The following is a 19,582-nucleotide window of genomic DNA, read 5'->3' as shown; positions in this document are numbered from 1 at the left end:
GCCTACACTTGCCGGCCCCGCAGCGCAGGACGCAGGCATGAAGCTGGAGCAGGGCCAAGCACAGGTATGGTATGCCTGGACCGAGAAGTGCCGGCATCCGCAACTAATGGATTATTACCGTTCGTTGCTCAGCGCCGACGAGCGCGAGCGCTGCGAACGTTTCGCCTTCGACTATCTGAAGACCGAATACCTGCTGACCCGTGCGCTGTGCCGGCTGACCTTGTCGCGCTACGTACCGTTGCCGCCGCAGGACTGGCGCTTCCGCCGCAACGACTACGGCCGGCCCGAGATCGACCTGCCCGGCGTCGCCACCGGCCTGCGCTTCAATCTTTCCAATGCGCGCAGCCTGGTCGCCTGCGTGGTGACGCGCGATGCTGATGCCGGCGTCGACGTGGAGGAGACCCAGCGTGGCGAGGAGATGCTGCCTATCGCCGCCCAGTATTTCGCGCCGCCGGAGCTGCAGGACTTGTCCGCACTGGCGCCGGCGCTGCAGTCGCGGCGTTTCTTCCAGTTGTGGACATTGAAAGAAGCGTATATCAAGGCGCGTGGCATGGGCCTGGCCATTCCGCTGGAGCAGTTCTGGTTCCGCCTGGAGCAGGGGCGCATCGGCATCGGCTTCGATGCGGCGCTGGACGACGTTGCGGCGGACTGGCAGTTTGACTATCGCGAACCCGCTGCCGGCCATGCCATGGCCTTGGCCGTGCGCAAAGGCGCGGCGGCCGATTTCGCGGTCAGCTGGCGCGAAACCGTGCCGATGCCCGGCTAATCCACATTGTTGGTTGGAGTTGCTTGGGGTTGGTAGGTTGTGGGTAAGCCGCAGGCGCACCGCAACAGCGGGCTGGCCCACCATCGAAATGCCCATGGCGAAGCTGCTTTTTGCTACGTCGCGAATCGGTGGCTACGAATTCCTTGCTGCTTTTTCTTTTTCGTCTATGTATACGAACTGGTTCGGCATGGATTCTTTGATGGTGCGACACCTCGATGTTGGTGTGCGCCTGGCGGCTTACAGCAACCTGCGTCACTCAGGCCAGTTGCTTCCTGAAAAACGCGATGGTGCGCTGCCAGGCCAGGTCGGCGGCGGCCTTGTCGTAGCGCGGCGTCGTATCGTTGTTGAAGCCGTGCTGGGTGCCGGCATAGACGAAGGCTTCGTAGCGGATGCCGTGTTCTTTCAGTGCGGCCTCGTAGGCGGGCCAGGCGGCGTTGATGCGTTCGTCTTTCTCGGCGAAGTGAATCAGCAGCGGCGCCTTGATCCTGCCCACGTCTTCCAGCTTGGCGCCCTGGCCGTAGAACGGTACCGCGGCGGCGAGGTCGGGCAGCTGGGTGGCGAGGTAGTTGGCCATGCCGCCGCCGTAGCAGAAGCCGACCACGCCGACCTTGCCGTTGGCGCCGTCGAGTTTCTTCAGCGCCGCTGTCGCGGCGAGGAAGTCGGCGCGGGTCTTTTCCTGGTCCAGTTTGCCGAACAGCTCGCGTGCCTTGTCTTCGTCGCCCGGGTAGCCGCCCAGCGGTGCCAGGGCATCGGGTGCGAACGCGATGAAACCGTCCAGTGCCAGGCGCCGGGCAATGTCTTCGATATGCGGATTGAGGCCGCGGTTTTCGTGCACGACGAGCACGACCGGCAGCTTGCCCTTGGCCTGGGCCGGGCGGGCCAGGTAGCCCTTGACCTTGCCGTTGCCCGCGGGCGAGTCGAATTCGGTATGCGCGATCTTGATGCGCTGGTCTGCCTCGGCCACCTGCTGCGCGACGGCAAACTGCGGGCTCAGCTGCTGCAGGATCAGCTCGGCAGTCAGCACGCCGGTGGCGTATTGGGCGATGGCGGTGAGGAAGCCGCGCCGGCTCAGGCTGCCGTGGACATAGGCATCGAATTGGCGCAGCACTTCGGGATCGAAATCGGAGCTGGTCTTGCGCGTCATTGGCGATCCTTGGCGGGAGCGGGGGCGAACGAGAATGACCCGGCCCCACCTCGCTGTGCAAGGCGCAACGCAGCGCATTTGCCGCAGTGCCGCCACGGCTGGGCGCAAGCGGTTCGGCCCTGGCCAGCGGCCACGTCCGGGCGCGGGGACGTGGCCGCCGTGGTCGCGGTTATGCGGCGCGCCGCTGTCCGCGCCGCCGCGCGGTGGCGGCGAGCGCAAGCAGCAACAGCGCGAGTGCGGCCAGCCCGGCCGGCGTCAGCGACGGCACGATGCGCACGATGGCGATGGCCGTCGTGACCGTGGAGCTGTTGTTGGCCGGGTTCGGGTCTGGCGTGCTGCTGGCGATGTCGGCCGTGTTCAGGATCGGGGTTGCACCGCTGTAGCCGGGCGGTACTTCCATGGCCAGGACGATCGCGCTGCTGGCACCGTTGGCCAGGCTGGGCAGGGTACAGGTGAGCAGGTTGCCGGCGACGCTGCAGCTCCAGCCCGGGCCAGTGGCGCCGAGGTAGACCAGGCCGGCAGGCAGCGCATCGGTGACGCTCACGTCGACGGCGGTGTTGGGGCCGGCATTGCTGGCGGTCAGGGTGTAGCTGATCGGTCCGCCGGGCGAGCCACCGCCGCCGGCGGTCTTGAGCACGGACAGGTCGGCTTCGTTGCCGACCGGCACCGTGACCGTGCTGGTGCAGCTGCCGGCGCAACCACCGCCGCCACCGCTGACGGTCGCGGTATTGGTCAGGGTGTTGCCGGCCGCGGCGGGCAGCGGCGTGACCGGAATGACGAAGACGCTGCTGGCCCCCGGCGCGAGCCCGGCGGCAATGCTGCAGACCACCTGCTGTCCGCTCGCGCTGCAGCCGGCCGGCAAGGTGCCGAGGCTGAGTCCGGCGGGTACGGTGTCGCTCACGCTGGCGGCAGCTGTCGTAGCAGCATTGCCGGTATTGGTCACGCTAAGGCTGTAGCTGGCTGGCGTGCCGACGACGAAGCTGGCGGTACTGGCGGTCTTGACGATGCTCAGCTGCGGCGCCTGTACCGGCACGTCGACGCTGCTGGAGCAGGTCGCCGCAGCCGGGCAGGTAGGGTCGCCACCGCCGGACACGGTTGCCGTATTCGTCACGGTCGTGCCATTGGCCGCTGCCGACGGCGTAACCGGCAGTACGAAGGTCACGCTGGCACCGGCGGCGAGCCCGGCCGGCACCGTGCAGCTGACATTCTGGCTGCTGGCGGTGCAACCCGCCGGCATGGCGCCAAGCACCAGGCTGGCGGCGACGCTGTCGCTGATGCTGGCCGCGGCCGTGGTTGCGGCACTGCCGATATTGGTCGCGGTCAGGCTGTAGCTGGCTGGCACGCCGACCACGAAGCTCGCCGCGCTGGCGCTCTTGACGAGGCGCAACTGCGGTGCGGCGACCGGCGTATTGACGCTGCTGCTGCAGTTGGCTGCGCCGGGGCAAGCCGGATCGCCGCCGCCGCTGACCACGGCGGTATTGGTCAGTACGCTGCCGCTGGCCGCGGCGGTCGGGGTGACCGCAATGACGAAGACCACCTGGCTGCCGCTGGCAAGCCCTGTCGCGATGCTGCAGCTGACGACCTGGCCGCTGGCGCTGCAGGCGGGCGGCAGGCTGCCGATGCTCAGACCGGCGGGCACGTTGTCGCTGACGCTGGCAGCGGCAGTCGTCGCAACGGCACCGGTATTGGTGACGGTCAGGCTGTAGCTGGCGGCTACGCCGACGACGAAGCTGCTGGCACTGGCGGTCTTAACGATGCTCAGCGCCGGCGCGTCCACCGGCACGCTGACGCTGCTGCTGCAGCGCGCTGCTGCCGGGCAGGTGGGGTCGCCGCCGCCGCTGACGGTGGCGGTGTTGTTGAGCGTCTGGCCGTTGGCGGCGGCCGTCGCTGTCAGCGGAATGACGAAGGACAGGCTGACGCCCGCGGCCAGTCCGCTGGCGATGGTGCAGCTGATCACCTGCCCGGAAGCGCTGCAGCCGGCCGGCATCGCACCCAGGTTCAGGCCGGCCGGTACCGTGTCGCTGACCTGCGCCGTGGCGGTGGTCGCGGCGCTGCCGATGTTGGTCACCTGCAAGGTATAGCTGGCCGGTACGCCGACGACGAAGGCGGCGCTGCTGGCGGTTTTCCGCACGCTCAGTTGCGGGGCGTTGACGGGAGTCTGGGTGGAGCTGCCGCAGTGCGCTGCGGTGGGGCAGGTGGGATCGCCGCCGCCGCTGACGACGGCGCTGTTGCTGACCGTACTGCCGCTGGCCGCGGCGGTCGGCGTGACCGTAATGACGAAGCTCACCGGCGCACCGGGAGCCAGCCCGGCGGCAATGACACAGCTGACCACTTGTCCAGCAGCGTTGCAGCCGGGCGGCAAGGTGCCGATGGTCAGGTTGCCGGGAATGGAATCGCTGACCGTGGCGCTGGCCGTGGTCGCCGCCGTGCCGGTATTGGTCACGCTCAAGGTGTAGCTGGCCGGCACGCCGATGACGAAGCTGCTCGCGCTGGCGGTCTTGACCAGGCTGAGCTGGGGCGCATCGACCGGCGTCGTGGTGGAGCTGCTGCACTGCGCCGCTGCCGGGCAGGTGGGATCGCCGCCGCCACTGACGCTGGCCATGTTGGTCACCGTCGTGCCGCTGGCTGCCGGCGTCGGCGTAACCGGAATGGCGAAGCTGAGCAGGGCGCCGCTGGCCAGCCCGGCCGGGATGCTGCAGGTCACCACCTGGCTCGCCGCACTGCAGGCCGGCGGCAGGCTGCCGATGCTCAGCGAGCTGGGAATGGTGTCGCTCACGGTCGCCGTCGCGGTGGTCGCGGCTGTGCCGATGTTGGTCACCTGCAGGGTATAGCTGGCTGGCACGCCGACGACGAAATTCGCGCCGCTGGCGCTCTTGGCGATGCTCAGCTGCGGTGCTTCCACCGGCGTATTGGTTTCGCTTTCGCAGTGCGCTGCACCGGGACAGGTGGGATCGCCGCCGCCGCTGACGCTGGCGGTATTGGTCAGTATCTGGCCGCTGGCCGAGGCGCCGGGCGTTACCGGAATGACGAAGCTCACTGGCGTGCCGACAGCGAGGCCGGCGGGAATGCTGCAGGTCAGCACCTGGCCGGCGGCGCTGCACGCTGCCGGCAGGCTGCCGATGGCCAGGCCGGCAGGAATCGTGTCGCTGATCGTGGCGACTGCCGTCGTCGCAGCCGAACCGGAATTGGTCACAGTCAGGGTATAGCTGGCCGGCACGCCGATGACGAAGTTGGCGCCGCTGGCGCTCTTGCTGATGTCGAGCATGGGCGCGCCGATCGGCGTCGTGGTCGAGCCGGTACAGCGTGGTGGCAGGCTGGGGCTGCCGGCGATGCAGCTGGGGTCGCCGCCGCCGGTAGCCGTGGCCATATTGGTCACCGACAGGCCGCTCAGGCTGGCCTGCGGCGTCACCGGAATGGCGAAACTGACCGGTGTGCCGGTGGCCAGGCCAGCGGCGATGGTGCAGGTGACGACCTGGCCGGCGGCGCTGCAATCCGGCGGCAGGCTGCCGATACTCAGGCCGCTGGGCACCGTGTCGCTGACCGTGGTCACCGCGGTGGTGGCGGCGCTGCCGGTATTGGTCACCTGCAAGGTATACAAAGCCTGCACGCCGATGACGAAACTGGCCGGCGTGGCGGTCTTCACTACCGACAGCTGCGGCGCGCCGACCGTATCGGTGGTGGTGCCGGTGCAATGTGCGGCGGCAGGGCAGCTGGTGTCGCCGCCGCCGTTGACCGTGGCGTTGTTGGTCAGGCTCTGGCCGTTGGCCGTGCCTTGCGGTGTGACCGGAATCGAATAGCTGACGCTGTTGCCGGGGGCCAGGCCCGCGGGCAAGGTGCAGGTCAGCGCCTGGCCGCTGGCGGAGCAGCCGGCCGGCAGGCTGCCGATGGCAAGCCCTGCGGGAATGGTGTCGGTGATGGTGCCGGCCAGCGTGGCAGCCTGGCCGGTGTTCGCCACGCTGAGCACGTAAAGGCTTTGCACGCCGACGACGAAGCTGCCCTGCAACGACTTGGTCAGTTCCAGGTGCGGCGCATCGATGGGCGTGGAAATAGTGCCCTGGCAATGCGCTGCCGCCGGACAGCTGCTGTCGCCGCCGCCGCTGGCACTGGCGCTATTCACGGCCGGCGAGGCCGTGCCGACGGCGATGGTCACCGGCACCGTGACCGGCGGCGCATTGGCGCCGGGCGGCAGTACGGCGGCGCTGGTGCAACTGACGACAGTCGTGGTGCTGGCGGCGCAGTTCCAGCCGCTGCCGCTGGGTGTGGCGGTGGTGGTGATGCCGGCGGGCAGCGGATCGCTCAGGTTCAGCGTACCGACCGTGCTCGACGTGCCGGAGTTGCTGAGTTGCAAGGTATACGTGCCGCTCTGGCCGACGGCGAATGCGTTGGGACTGGCGCTCTTGACCAGGGTCAGCTGCGGCGTGCCGGAATCGGTGTTCACGACGGTGCCCGAAACACTGCAAGGCAGGGTCGTGCAGGTAGCGCCAGGCGGTGGCGCAGCCGTGGCGGTATTGGTGATGGAGCCGGTGGCCGTGATCGCCACGGTGCCGGTAACGGCAATGCTGAGGCTTTCGCCTGCGCCCAGCGCCACCGCATTCAGGGCGATGGCATTGCCGCTGCCGCTGGCACTGGTGCCGGCGGCCGTGGTGTCGCAGTCGGCAATCGCACCGCTGGCGCTGCAGCTCCAGGCAGAGACCGTGACCGCGGCCGGCACTGTGTCGCTGACGCTGATGCCGCTGGCTGCGGCCGGGCCGTTGTTGGTCACGCTGATGGCGTAGCTGAGCGGGCCGCCGGGCAGGTAGCTGCCGCTGGGCGTGGCGGTCTTGCTGATGGCGAGATTGACGCGGGCGGTATTGGTAAAGGTGCAGCTGACGTCTGCATTCGGCATCGTGAAACTGCCGCTCTGGTTGTTCGTGCCGGCGACTACGCTTGTGCCGGTACAGGCCAGCGCCGTGGCGTAGGCGCCCAGTCCGTTGTTGGGTGTGCCGGCCAGCTCGGCAATGCTGACGCTGGAGCCGACTTCGATCGTCGACACGCTGCCGCTGCCGCCGTTGCCGACATTGGTCGCCACGCTGCTGCCGTTGACCTGCAGGTCGAAGCGGCCGCTGTCGGCTGCGGGAACCAGGGTCTTGTTCAGCGTCACCGTGCGCACGGCTCGGTTGGCAAAGCTGCAGCTGAAGTCGGCGCCGGGCGTGACGTCGGCCGCGGCGATGGTATAGGTCGCGCCGCTCAGGCTGCCGACCGTGCCGCTGCCGTTGCTGCAGCTGGCGCTGGCCAGCACGAACGGAACCGGCGCCGCTCCTTCGGCAATGCTGATGTCGCTGCCGGCGGCGCTGATGCCGAACGGCTGCGTGCCGGCGCTGGCGTTGCCGTCGACTGGTGTGGGGGTGGCGACTGCTGCCGTCGTGACGCTGCCGCTGGCCTGGCTGGTATTGGCCAGGGTGAAGGTGAACGGGCCACCGGCCAGGCCCAGCGTGGTCTTGCTCAGACTAAGGCAGCCCGGGTCGACGCCGGCGCTGGCGCTGTTGTTGGCTGTTCCACCAGGAACCGGCGTGACGAAGCCGGCCTGGGCCGCGGTGGCTTCGGCGACCTGGCCGATGGTTGTCACGCCGGAGCTGTTGCTGACTGCGGCGCATTGGGTCGGTGCCAGGGTCGCCACGATGCTGTACGTAAGCGTGCCGCCGGCCGCGCCGGCATTGCCGGCGGGCAGGGTGGCGGTTGTCGCGATCGCGCCGCTGCCGCTGGGGGCAGGGCAGGCCGGCGCGGGCGTGCCGCTGGCGCTGCAGGTCCAGGCGAACGCGCTGAAACCCGCGGGCAGGGCGTCGGCCAGGTTGACTGTGGCGTCGTGCGCGGTCAGGTCGTCGACGGTCGGACGCGCGGTATTGTTCTGGAAGGTCACGTTGAATGTGGCCGTCCCGCCGGCGGGCGGGTTGGCATTGACGACGCTCTTGGTTGTGCGCACGTCGACATCGTTGTCGACGATGGTATAGGTCGTGGTTGCCTGGGCCGCGGCGTTGCAGGTCGCGGTAGAGCCCAGTACGTAGGCCGCACTGGTCTGGATCTGCAGGCTCAGTGTTTCGTTGTCTTCGATGATCGTGTCGTCGATGACCGTGATCAGGCCGGTCAGCGGCACGGCGGTCGGTGTCTGGTAGACGCCGGCGGGAATGGTGAAGGTCGAGGTCGTGGTGTAGTCGCTGCCCAGCGTCGCGGTGCCGGCAACGACGGTGATCGAGACCGGGATGCCGCCGGCCGGTACGGTTCCGACGACCAGCAACTGCGGCTGTGCCGACGGCTGGCCTTCGCGGCTGGAGAACTGGCCCGAGCTCAGCTCGATCACCGGTCGCAGGGTGATGTTCATGTCGTCGAAGAAATTGCCTGCGGCCGAGCCGCCGGCGGCACTGATCGAGGCGAGTCCGAAATCGTGGGCACCGCTGCTGCCGTTCCAGGTGAACGTGCCGGAATACCGGCGCCAGCCGCTGGTGGCGATGACCGAGCTGCAGCTCGGCGTTACCACGGCGCCGTCGTTGGCGCCGGCTACCGGGCCGTTGGTCGGCGCAACCACGGTGTTGCCGCATTGAACGACGCCACCACCGCCGTCGTTCTCGGTGCTGGCCTGCAGCACCGTATTCGCATTGCTGTCGATATTGAATTCGGCTACGTCGGGCACAGAGGCGCTGGCGCGCCCACGATGCCCGAGCGAGAACGACACGGTTTCGCCGTTGATCAGGCAGACGCTTTGCGACAGACGCGAAACCACATAGGCATTCAGCTCCGCATGCTGGGTGCCGGCCAGCGACGGCGCCCCGGCACCGCCGTTGGCCCATATCTCGATCAGGCCGCCGCCGGTCGCGCCGGGCGTCGCAGCCGTGATGTTGGGCGGGCAGTAGGAAGCGGGCTGTGCGCCGCTCGCGACCGGGTGCGTGGTGTTCCAGCCGGGAATGGCGTCGGCGCCGATGATGAAGACGCAGGTCGTCGCCCCCGCGCTCGGTAATTCGAAGCCCGTATTGACGAAGCCGCGCTGGATCTGCGCCTTGGCCATGCCCGCACCGAGCAGCAGCAGTGTCGCGGCGGCCGTGGCGGCCAGGCGGGCAGCCTGCGTCAGACGCCTGGGCGTGGTGCCTGCGCCGGGAATCGAAGCGGCTTTGTCTGCCGCAGGCATCATCGGCGAAAGCAGAACCGCGCAGTGCGGCGGGCGGGCAGGGCAGCGGGACATGGGCATTCCTCACGCGACGGCGATGGATTCGGGTGCGCCGCAACGACAGCTGTCCGGCGTAGTGCGCGGAGCCGTTGTTGCGGATTGCAAGTGTTTTTTTATCCACAAGTTGGAGCTGCGCCTAGGCGCGCGGCGGCGCGGCGGCGCGTCCAGCACTTTGGACGGATACAGGCAGGTCGAGCGGGCCCCCAGGTCCCGTTCTCTTATCCACTATTAAACATAGGATACGGCTAAGTACTGCAACACCATACGGCTGTCAATGGATGAATGACGATTGGGGAAAACCCGTATTGGTTGTAGAAAAAATACTTATAAATTTTACAAAAAAGTGCTCATGGGCAGGAATTGGTGCGATGCATCAATGCTCATGCGTATTGTTTTTGTGACTGAATTGGGATGCAGGCAGCCGGGCAGATCGCTGACACTGCGCGGGTTTGACAGCCGACGCCCGATGGGCCGACAAGCACTGAATTTCCCGACCTTCCGACCCCTCAGGGAGAATGCCCCATGCGTCCCAGCCGACTCTGCGCCGCCGCGCTGCTCGCCGTTCCCCTGGTCGCTGCCGCACTGGACGACCCGCTGTTCCGTGACAGTTTCGAAGCCAACATGGGCTTCCGCAGCATTCGTCTGCCCGACCGCAACGATGCCGTCGCCTGCAGCGGAGCCGCCAATGCCAGCGCGCAGATCGCCCGCGTCTACGTGATACAGACGCACCTGCTGGAACCGACCCATCCGTTCTTCGTGCTGGCGGCGAACCGTCCGGCCCTGCTCAAGGTGGACGTCACCGGCAGCGGTACCGCGCCACAGGTGCGCGTCGCGGCTAGCGTCGCGGGCAGGGCGCTGGGCAGCCTGTGCCTGGCCGGCCCGGCCAGTCTGCCGGCCAGCGTCGATCCGAATGCGCCCAGCCGCAGCAACAGTTTCACCCTGACCTTGCCGGCCGGCTGGATGCAGGCTGGGCTGGCCTTGAACATCACCGCCGGCAGCGCCGTGCGCACGCTCGATGCGGCCACGCTCAAGCTGGGGCCGGAGCCGATACTGACCCTGCTCGCGCCCGACCTGATGCTGTTCGGCGATACCGCGCCTACGCCCAAGCCGGCCAACTGGGAACAACAGTACCTGTCCACATTGCCGGTAAGTGCCATTCACTACACGGGCGTCGTGCCCATTGTCACGAATCGCTTTCCGATCTCGCCGCGCAGCGACGGCCGCACCGGCAGCGGCGTGACGACGGCGCAACCGGCCATGATCGCTACCACCAAGCCCAGCTGCACTGCGGCGCAGCAGAGCGCGGGTACCTGCACGCTGTATAGCGGCTTCGGTTTCATCAACGGCGGCCGGCGTGCGGTCGAGGTACTGATGAACGCCAACGGCATGGAGCGTTTTGCCCAGATCTACGGCACTTTCTCGCTCAACAACCAGATTGGCGGCGGTTTGGCCGGCGGTGGTGTCGGCGCGGGCGACGACTTCGGCCTGACATTCAACCACGAGATGGGCCACAGCGCCGACATGCCGCATTGGGGCGACAGCTGGTACGGCCGCGTACCCGCGCCGACCGGCGATCGGCAGCATCCGTATGCGGGCGAATACGGCAGCTTGCCGAACAGCCCCACCGGCGGCGGGTTCGGCAGCAGCTGGGCCTACGACTACGCCAGCGACAGCTTCATCGCGCCGGTTTGCGCGGCAACCGGCAAGGAACGGCAGGAACCCATGCAGCGCAGCGGCAGCACCTGCCTGCCGCCGGGGCAGGCCTACGACTGGTACAGCGACTATTCGTCATTGTTCCAATTTCGCTTTTTTGTCGGTGCTGCCGCGGCCTACAGCGGCAGCGTGGCGTATCCGCGCGACCCGCTCGGCAATGCGGCAGCGACACCGTTCCAGATGCCCGCCAAGGGCGGCAAGGTAGTGGCTGTGCTGCCCAACAGCAGCCAGCCCCTGCTCAAGCGCTGGGACACGGCCAGCGGCAGCTATGTGGCGCAGGCGCAGCCGGCGCTGAGTGCCAACCAGATGAAGCATTTCTACCCGCAGCAGTACAACACCAAGGTGGTTACGGTCTGGGGCTCGTACAGCAGTGCCACGCCGGCCGCGACCAGCATACAGCCGCCGCTGCGCTACGTCGGCCATCTGAAGAAGACCTGGAACCCGTCCGACGCCGCCGATTTCACCGACATCAAGAGCTGGGTGTCGGGCGATGCATTCTGGTGGGGCGCCGACCTGGTACTGCGGGTGAACTACAGCGACGGCAGTTTCCGCCAGGCCGTGCTGAAAGTCGCGCCGCGCTCGGCCGATCCACTCAGCGGCGACAGCTATGCGCCCTGGGCGGTGAATCTGCCCGACGACAAGACCATCGCGAGCATGGTGCTGTACAGCCGCCCCATGGAAGTGCGCAATCCCGGCGACAACCGGCCGTACAACCTCAGCTACAGCGGCAACACCACGACGGCGGCCAATTACATGAGCACGGCGACTGTCGTCGCCAACTGGCCGTGACGCGGCGGCGCGGCGGCCGCGGCATTGCCGTGGCCGGCCCTGCAGTGTCGGGCAGCGCAGGCGGGGGCAGGAATGCCGTCAGGCTGGCTGCAAGGCAACGGCCAGCACCAGGCTGGCGTTGATTGCCAGCACGCCGGCGACGACCGGCCGTGCAAATGCGGCGCCGCCGACGCTGGCGCCGAAGCACTTCACCAGCGAGTTGGTGGTGAATGCTGCGGCCAGCGCCCAGGCAGCTTCGTGCGCAGCCACATTGCCGCTGCCGACCAACTGGCCCAGCGATATGGCGGCGGCATGTACATCGGCCAGTCCGGCCGCAGCGGCAGCGGCCAGCACGCCGCCTTCGCCGATGAAATGCTGCAAGGCCGTGGACAGCAACAGTGCGCCGGCAATCACCGCGGCAAACAGCAGTGCCTGGCGCAGGGCGAATGGCCGGCCGGCGAGGGTCTGTTCGCCACCGGCCTGCGCCGTGCGTCCGCGCCAGACAAACCAGGCCGCAATCGCCACCGCGGCAATGCCGGCCGCAGCCAGCGGTACCAGCAGCCGCTGCAGCAGTGCGGGCGCGATCGCCAGCAGAATCGCGGTCAGTTGCACGACCGTGGCCACGCACGACAGCAAGGCGGCAGCGACGCAGCCGTGCAGCAGGCGCGGATCGGCCGCGGCGCGCTGGCCCATGCCGGCGATGGTGGCGGCGCTGGAAACGAAGCCGCCGAGCAGGCCGGCCAGCACCAGGCCGCGGCCGCTGCCGAGCAGGCGCAGGGCGATATAGCCCAGCGCATTGATACTCATCACCAGCACCACGAACAGCCATAGCTTGCGCGGGTTGAGCACATCCCAGGGATCGACCGCCCGGTCGGGCAGCAGCGGCAGCACGATCAGGGCGGAGGCGGCCAGCAGCAGCGCGTCGTTGAGCTCCTGCTCGCTCAGCACCTGGCGAGTGAAGCGGTGCAGGGCAGACTTGCTTTGCAGCAGCACGGCCAGGGCGACAAACAGTCCTGCCGCCAGCTGCGGCTGGCGCTGCGCCAGCGCGCCGAGCAGGAAGGTGACCAGCAGGGCCAGTTCAGTGGTCACGCCCGGATCGTGTTCGACGCTGTGCCAGTACGAAGCCGCCGCCAGGGCCAGCACCGCCGCACCGGCGACGGCCAGCGCCACGGGGCCGAGCAGCATCGCCACCGCGCCGGCCAGCGCGACAACGCTGAAGCTGCGCACGCCGGCCGGTTCGTGTTCCGGCTGGCGCGCTTTCTCGCGTTCGCGCCCTACGCCGACCAGCAGGCCGCCGCCGATGGCGGCAATCAGTCCGAACAGCTGTTGCGCGCCGACCGGGTCCATCGGTAGTGCCTGGCAATGGGTGGGGGCGAGCATAGCAGCAGGGGCGGGCGTTGGTTTTTGCGAGGCGCCGCGGCTTACGAATGGAAAGATATACGCGATAAATAGTCTATTTTCGTCTAGCTGCTCTGCTCGGGCGTCAGCCGGTAGACGATGTTCAGAATGCGCACGACCCGCTCTGCGATGGTGTCTTCTGGCAGGAATTCGTCCAGTACCGCGAGCAGTTGTTGCGGCATGCCGCGTTCGAGCAGGTCTTGCATCGCCTGCACATGGATGGTCCGCGCCGAGCCGCCGGTCCTGTACAGGCTCAGTACGGGCTTTTTGCGCTTCAGTGCGTATTCCGCTTCGGCCAAGGCGCCAGCTTTCCCGCCGATCGCCAGCACGCAATCGGCCTTGCCGATCAAGGTCTGGCGAAAATCGGCCAGTGTGTCGAACCGCCGGTCGATCTGTCTGCGGTTCTTTCTGTCGTCACTGCCGCCTGTGTCGACTACCGTGATCGCCGTGCCGCCGGCCCGCTTGAATCCCTGCAACAGTGGCCGACCGATATGAGCGCCGTAGCCGGTCTGGATACGCCAGCCGTACTCCGCCAATGACGTGCCCAGTGCGCAGCTCAAGGTTTCGAGAGCACCGCTGCTGGCAGAGCCGATCACGGCCACACACGGCGCCGCAGCCCCACTCCAGCGCTGGCCGCCCAGCAGTGCCAGGTCGAGAAGTTGCGGCTTCTGTGCGAGCGCGTCCGGCTGCACGCCCAGGTTGGTCGCAGCGCGGGCTACCAGCGCAACGGCGATCTGGCGGCGGCTTTTGTCGGAGGGGTTGTTGATGATGTTCTGCGCATCGCCCAGGGCTGCGCCTGTGCCGGCGATCAATGCGTCCAGCCGATGCCAGTGTCCCAGTTCGCCGATCTTCTGCGCCGCCAGCAGAGCGCTGCATTGTTCGAACGGTGTCATCGGCTGGGCAATCGCGCGAACCACGATGTCCACCGGCGCCATTTCGGGCCGGCCGGCGCACAGCCCCAGCGCGACCAGCCGCTTTGCTTCGGTTTCCGCGCCGAAATACTCGCCGATGCGCTGGTCTGAAAGTGCGGTTCTGCCCGCATGTTCGGCAATCTCGGCCAGCAGTGCGTCCATCGGCAGAGGGGGCGAGGCCGAGTCCGCATGCAGATTGCGTAGCGATTCGTAGCGCAGCGCGAAAACATCGAGGCCATCGGCGCTTGCTTGCGCCTTTCGGCGCAAGTTCGCGCCGATCTCGCGAAAGTAGCCGCTCGCATCGAAATGTGGATTGCTCTCGAAGAACACGTTCAGGTCACGCAGCAGCGTATGCAGCCTGGCGTCGGCGGCGGTGGTTCCGTCGCGCAGATGCGCCTGCAGTGTCAGCAGTCCTTCCTGCAGCAGCCGCGGCTCGCGCCATAGGCGCGCGTAGTCCAGTTCCTTGAGCAGGGCGTCGACGATTTCGGCACTCGGGATATCCGCAGATCTTGCCGCCAGCAGGCCGATGAGCCGTTCCGGCATGCACGGGCTGGTCAGCGCCGCTGCGGTATTGCCGTGCGCTATCGGTTCTTCGCGCTGCAGCGCTTCCACCAGATCCTTGATGCGGAAGTACCAGCCGGCGCTGCCGTATACCAGGGCCAGCTGCGCCAGCTTTTTCAAGGACTGGCCCGGCCAGACCGACATCTGCGCATGGATCAGATGCAGCGATTCGTTCAACAGCGCAACGGCGGCCTGTTCCGTCGATGCGTCAATAGGTATTTGTATATCAATGGTCCCGTCACGGCCTTGCGCGGCGGAGCGGGGAAACGCAAACGTCGGCAGGCCGGCAAGCCACGCATGGTCAACCACGTATGCGATTCCCTTGCCCCAGCCGATGACGATGACGGCGGCTGCTTTCAGTACCGGCCAGCGATATTCGTCTTCGGGGCTGGAAACGGGATGCAAGCGGCCCTGCTCGAATGCGCCGCGGCGGCTTGCATGGACGACGCGAAGCAGGCGTTCGTCGATGGCTTGAGTATCCAGGCCCAGCCGCCGCAGCTCGTCTGCAAACGCCTGTGTCGCGGCCAGGTCGACGCCGTTGTAGCCACAGGTGATCAGGCCGCAGCCGAGCCTGGCGAGGCTGCGGCCGGTCTGTTCGGCAGCGGCGCGTTCCAGCGCTGCGCGGCGTTTGGCGACGCTACCGGTTACCAGGATCCAGCTGCCATCGAATGACTGCCGGGGCGTGGACGCATAGTCGCGGCGCAGTTCCAGCGCATTGCGGCGCAGCGACTCTAGATGCAGCCGACGCGTATTGCGCGGCAACGGCAACACTACTTCGGCGTGGCTGGGCAGCAGCAGTCCGAATGTCTGCGAGGCGCCATCGCTGTCCAGCGCAACGACATTGACGAGGTAGGGCTCGATCGCGGGAATGGCCAGGCAATGGCCTTGGGCTTGCGGGTTCAGCGACAGGTGCAAGGCATCGCGCTGCCAGTCCAGAAAGACCGTCCGGTCGGCGGCGGGCAGGGTCACGACGACACTGGCAGCAGCACCGTCGAGACGATCGCCGCGATGGCCGAGCAAGGCCAGCTCGCGTGCACGCCGGTGCGCCACGACGCGGGCCGGCAGCGTGCGCAATGCCCGTTCCGACCAGGCCAGCAAGCTGTCCCGATCTGGTCCGTCGATAATCGAGCGCACGGCATTGTCCAGTGCCTGCTGGATTTCCCGGTGCTGCCGGTTTTCGTCCAGGTTGCTGCGTGGCTGCTGCTGCAGGTCGACCAGGCCCCAGTAGATCAGGTCTTCTTCACAACACAGCACGGGGGAAATTGCTTCATGTTCCTTGGCAACGATGGCGCGTACGGCATCGAGACGACCCTGGTCGCGCGCCAGGCGCGGACGCAATTCCAGCAGAACCTGCGGCAGCAGTACCAGCGACGAGGCAGAGCGGAATGAAACCAGTGGACTTGACCACAGTTCCGCTTCGAGCAGCGGGCTGCTATGCGGCAGAAAGGCACGGCGCAGACGGCGCAGCAGTCCGGGCTGGACTTCGACCGCGAGCGAGGCCAACTCGGCTAATGCGAGCAACGGCGCAGCCAGCCCGGACAGCAGCGAGCTCATGGCGACCGCTGCCATGCGCGCGCCCTTCTGAGCTGGCGGGCGTGGGATGGACGCGTGTGCCGATCCCATGCCAGCACCCGCACGCGTTCGCGTAGCGCATCGAGACAGCGTTCCGCTTCGTCCGGCACCAGCGCGTAGAGCGGATTGCGATTGGCCTGCAACAGCTCGGTGAAATTCAGCCAGCGCGCCCATTCGAACGGCTGCGGCACATGCGCGCCGCGGACCAGGCCGAGGTCGCTCACGATGAGTACCGGTGTCTGCGGCGGCGGCGGGCGATACTCGTGCCATTTTTCCGAGCCCGGTTCGGCAACGGCACATTGCAGCATCTTCCGGCTGTGGCGGCCGGGCGCAGACAAATCGGCTGCCGGCGGTTCGCTGGCAATGCTGCGGGCTGCCGGAGGAAAGCCGACGCAGCGCAGAACCTGCACACGTTCGCGACCGACGATGCCCTGGATCACGTGGCGCAAGTGGGTCTGGTCGGCGAAGAACACCATCATCGACAGATGGCGGTCGAGCAGCACCTGGGCGCCGCGCTGCATGGTCGGGCGAATACGCCGCGGCAGCTTGCGCACTGGCCGCCCGCGCAACAGCTGGCGTATCAGCGCGCGCTCGTCCAGGCTGCCCAGTGCCGCGTCGGTGGCCAGCAGGGCGCCGAGCACGCGCCGCTCCCAGCTACGCTCCAGCAGCGGCTCCGCGGCTGCAACCGCGCCGTCGCCAGGATGCAGCAGCTGTCCGCCACCGGCTTCGATGCGGATGCAGTCGATCGGTGCCGGCGCCGCGTGGTCGAACGCGCGATAGTCGAATTCCGCCGCGGCATCGGCCGGTTGTCCTGCGGGTTCGTACGGCAGCTGCGGCGGGGTTGCCGGCGCAAGCCCGGCCGGCTCCTGCGGGTTAGGCGGCTTCGCCGCAGGAAGCTGCGGCGGTGCCGGCGTGCGGGCGACCGTGCCTGTGCGCACAGCGTCTGCGGGGGGTTCCGCCAGCAGCAACCGACAGACCTCCTCGCGTTGTTGCGGTGTGTCGATCTTCAGCGTGTCGAAGGCGATCAGCAGATCGCCCAGGCTGATGATGTTCACGCGGCCACCTCTTCGGCGCCGGCCAACCTGCCATGTTTCCACAGTGCCAATTTGCTGATCTCTTCGAGGTGCTCCAGCGGGGTAGTGCGGTTGTCCGTGCCCAGTCCGACCAGTGCGCGCGCCGCGTCGAGCAGCTCTGCCGCTGATGGCGGGCGCAGACGCTGCTCGTTGGCGACCTCGCGCAGTTCGCCGAAGCGCTGCAGCAGCCGCTGCAGCACCGTGTCGTCGAGCTGCTCCTCGCTCAAATGGCGGCGGACGATCTTGCGCAGGCGCTCCCTGTCGGGCAGCAGCAGGTCAAGCACGATGCAGCGCCGCATGAAAGCCGGCGGCAGATCGCGTTCGTCATTGGTCGTGATCATCAGCAGCGGTCGCATGTGCGTGGCCGCATCCACGCGCACGTCGACGCCCATGGCGCGCACGCTGAACCAGAGCACGCCCAGCGGCACCAGCAAGTCGTTGGGAAAGTCTGGCTCGGCCTTGTCGATTTCGTCGATCAGGATCACAGCCGGCGTGTTGTCCGGGTCGTCCACTACCCAGCCGGTCTGTTCGTTGCGCAGCGGCTGGGCGGCTGGCTGGCTGGCCATGCCGCGGCGAAGGGCCTGCGCCGGATTGAGCGCCCACCACAGCACGCCCGGATCGATGTAGTTCGCGGGATTCTCGTGCAGGCGACCGGCCTGCGCATCGGCAATGCGGCCGACCTGGTCGACGCGCCAGAGCAGCTCGGACGCTTCGGTCTTGGATGAAATGACGACTTCGAAATAGCGCCATCGCTTCAGTCGGGCCACGTCCGCGGCCAATGTCGACTTGCCGCTGCCCGGTTCGCCGCGCAGCAGCAGCGGCCTGCCGGTGGCCAGTGCCACGTTGACGGCGAGTACGATGGCCTCGTCGTATTCGTACCCGGCGGTGTTGGGCTGCTGATTCGCCGTCGGCGCAGGCGGCGTGCGGGCGAGCAGGTCGGGATCGAAAAGCTTATGGTAGTGCGTGGACATCGGGCATACTCCTCGAATCCTGCAAATTGAATATAAGTAATAGTTAACTATTTATTGAGAATATGTTTTCGCTCTGTGTGCGTGTGCTACGGCTTCCTTCTCAGCCGCAGGCGTGCGTCGTTCAGCGAGTCGAACACGCTTTTTTCCTCGTCGGCGTCTTTGTAGGGTTGCGAAACCGGGTAGCGGCTGCGCAGCAGCTCGGTCGGCGCATGCTCGTCGAGCAGCAGCAGCGCGTGCACATTGGCGTAGCTGGCAACCACGTCGCGCGGATTAATCCGCGGGTCGTAGGCAAATGCCATCACGGGATTCACGACATTTTCCCGCAGCAATCGCTCCAGTTGCGCCTCGCCCATTTCGCTTTCTTCGGCGTTGAAAAGCAGCAGCAACTGTTCGCGCAGCTTGCGTTTTCGCTCCGACGCAGTGAATTCGGTCAGCGCCATGAACCCCAGGTGCCGGTCGATGTCGCCATAGCGGTTCAATGCACGGGCCACGAGCATTTTCGCGCCTTCCCTGCGGGCCACTGCGGCGACGCATAGCGATTCGCGCTGTCGCAGGCAGTGCAGAACCTCTACCGCCCGGCGGCACAGCTTCTGCGCGACGGACATCTCGGCAATGGCCTGTGGATTGGCGAGATAGCCTATGGACAGGCTGATGGCATTGCACAATTCGGCGCTGCCGGCACGCAGCACGGCGCGGGCAATACGGCTCAGCAGCACGTCAGCCTGTACTTCGGGATCGATGTTCAGCGCTTGCGCCACACCCTTCAGCGAAGGCGGCGGAAGGTTGTACAGTTCTGCTGCGACTTCCCGCTCGAACGGTTCCTCGTCCGACTCCAATGGCAGGTTGCAGCGGCGTGCGATCGATGCAATCGGCCTGGCGTACAGGCGGCCGAATACGCACTGTCCCTGCTCGTCTTTCAGCGTCTCGATGATGACGCCGACGACTGCCCCTTCCCAGATGCAGGGAGCGCCCGAATAGCCCGCTGCCAGGGCTGCTTCCGACATCTGCAATTCGGTACAGAACAGTACAATTTCGCCATCGTGTGCGGCGCGAATAGTGCCGCCGATGGGAGTGCCATCGTGTGCGTCGATGTACGGATAGCCGTGTGTTTTCCAGAGTGGCTGGGCACTGCTGTCGCTGAGCTGGGCCAGGGTCAGGGGTGATAGGCTGTCGGGAAAGTCTGGCCGGCGTTCGGCGTGCAAGGGGAGCATGACCCAGTCCTCGCGCGCATCGCTTTGCTCGACTGCCGCCAGATCGATAGCTATGCTCGATTGCTCGTGGAAGGCGACGGTCGCATGCGAAGCCCGCCATTGCGGGCTGCCCGCGGCGATCGAGGCCTCTACATCGGCGACGACATGCATCGCCGTGAGGATGCACAGCGAGTTCTGCGCGTCGCGCACCAGAAATCCCGTGCCACGGTCCCCTCCTGCCGTGATCCGCACGATTCCTCGCCGGATATCCATCATCGCGGCCTCGCTGCAGCACGCCGCCTGCCGAGGGGCGCTGCGCT

Annotated in this window: 9 protein-coding genes; 2 read left to right on the top strand and 7 right to left on the bottom strand. The window is 67.1% G+C overall.

Annotation, left to right across the window (positions count from 1 at the left end; genetic code table 11):
• Positions 1 to 37: 37 nt before the first annotated feature.
• Positions 38 to 766 carry a 4'-phosphopantetheinyl transferase family protein gene (locus tag DFR29_RS10055; RefSeq protein WP_133818461.1) on the top strand — a complete coding sequence of 243 codons (729 nt, stop codon included), beginning with the start codon at positions 38 to 40 and terminating at the stop codon, positions 764 to 766.
• 256 nt (positions 767 to 1,022) lie between these two features.
• Here DFR29_RS10055 and DFR29_RS10050 read toward each other — a convergent pair whose 3' ends face one another.
• Both DFR29_RS10050 and DFR29_RS10045 read right to left on the bottom strand, forming a co-directional pair.
• Positions 1,023 to 1,910, bottom strand: a complete 888-nt coding sequence (locus DFR29_RS10050; protein WP_133818460.1) for a dienelactone hydrolase family protein — start codon at positions 1,908 to 1,910, stop codon at positions 1,023 to 1,025.
• A gap of 169 nt (positions 1,911 to 2,079) precedes the next feature.
• A complete protein-coding gene (locus DFR29_RS10045) occupies positions 2,080 to 9,120 on the bottom strand; it encodes a DUF7507 domain-containing protein (RefSeq protein WP_166653997.1) in 7,041 nt (2,346 codons plus the stop codon).
• 507 nt (positions 9,121 to 9,627) lie between these two features.
• Here DFR29_RS10045 and DFR29_RS10040 point away from each other — a divergent pair.
• Complete coding sequence (locus tag DFR29_RS10040; protein WP_133818458.1) at positions 9,628 to 11,607, top strand: M66 family metalloprotease; 1,980 nt, start codon at positions 9,628 to 9,630, stop codon at positions 11,605 to 11,607.
• Positions 11,608 to 11,685: 78 nt separating this feature from the next.
• On the opposite strand, the gene DFR29_RS10035 is transcribed toward DFR29_RS10040, so the two are convergent.
• From DFR29_RS10035 to DFR29_RS10015, 5 genes are all read right to left on the bottom strand, one after another.
• Positions 11,686 to 12,933 carry an MgtC/SapB family protein gene (locus DFR29_RS10035; RefSeq protein ID WP_133818457.1) on the bottom strand — a complete coding sequence of 416 codons (1,248 nt, stop codon included), beginning with the start codon at positions 12,931 to 12,933 and terminating at the stop codon, positions 11,686 to 11,688.
• A 116-nt stretch (positions 12,934 to 13,049) separates the two neighbouring features.
• Positions 13,050 to 16,010: an SLOG cluster 4 domain-containing protein gene (locus DFR29_RS10030; RefSeq protein WP_133818456.1), complete on the bottom strand. Its 2,961-nt coding sequence runs from the start codon at positions 16,008 to 16,010 to the stop codon at positions 13,050 to 13,052.
• Positions 16,007 to 17,083, bottom strand: a complete 1,077-nt coding sequence (locus DFR29_RS10025; protein ID WP_133818455.1) for a hypothetical protein — start codon at positions 17,081 to 17,083, stop codon at positions 16,007 to 16,009. Before DFR29_RS10025 ends, DFR29_RS10030 begins: the two co-directional genes overlap by 4 nt.
• Positions 17,080 to 18,072: an AAA family ATPase gene (locus DFR29_RS10020; protein ID WP_133818454.1), complete on the bottom strand. Its 993-nt coding sequence runs from the start codon at positions 18,070 to 18,072 to the stop codon at positions 17,080 to 17,082. Before DFR29_RS10020 ends, DFR29_RS10025 begins: the two co-directional genes overlap by 4 nt.
• Before the next feature lie 86 nt (positions 18,073 to 18,158).
• Positions 18,159 to 19,535 (bottom strand): trypsin-like peptidase domain-containing protein, encoded by a 1,377-nt coding sequence (locus tag DFR29_RS10015; protein ID WP_279571517.1) that lies wholly within the window; start codon positions 19,533 to 19,535, stop codon positions 18,159 to 18,161.
• Positions 19,536 to 19,582 lie beyond the last annotated feature (47 nt).

The sequence above is a fragment of the Tahibacter aquaticus genome (assembly GCF_004363655.1).
Lineage (GTDB): Bacteria > Pseudomonadota > Gammaproteobacteria > Xanthomonadales > Rhodanobacteraceae > Tahibacter > Tahibacter aquaticus.
Note: the sequence above shows the minus strand (reverse complement) of the source record. Positions and strands in the feature narration are given on the sequence as shown.

Coding starts and splice junctions, on each gene's coding strand:
- DFR29_RS10055 (WP_133818461.1), top strand. CDS start 38: ATGAAGCTGGAGCAGGGCCAAGCACAGGTATGGTATGCCTGGACCGAG.
- DFR29_RS10050 (WP_133818460.1), bottom strand. CDS start 1,910: ATGACGCGCAAGACCAGCTCCGATTTCGATCCCGAAGTGCTGCGCCAA.
- DFR29_RS10045 (WP_166653997.1), bottom strand. CDS start 9,120: ATGTCCCGCTGCCCTGCCCGCCCGCCGCACTGCGCGGTTCTGCTTTCG.
- DFR29_RS10040 (WP_133818458.1), top strand. CDS start 9,628: ATGCGTCCCAGCCGACTCTGCGCCGCCGCGCTGCTCGCCGTTCCCCTG.
- DFR29_RS10035 (WP_133818457.1), bottom strand. CDS start 12,933: ATGGACCCGGTCGGCGCGCAACAGCTGTTCGGACTGATTGCCGCCATC.
- DFR29_RS10030 (WP_133818456.1), bottom strand. CDS start 16,010: ATGAGCTCGCTGCTGTCCGGGCTGGCTGCGCCGTTGCTCGCATTAGCC.
- DFR29_RS10020 (WP_133818454.1), bottom strand. CDS start 18,072: ATGTCCACGCACTACCATAAGCTTTTCGATCCCGACCTGCTCGCCCGC.
- DFR29_RS10015 (WP_279571517.1), bottom strand. CDS start 19,535: ATGGATATCCGGCGAGGAATCGTGCGGATCACGGCAGGAGGGGACCGT.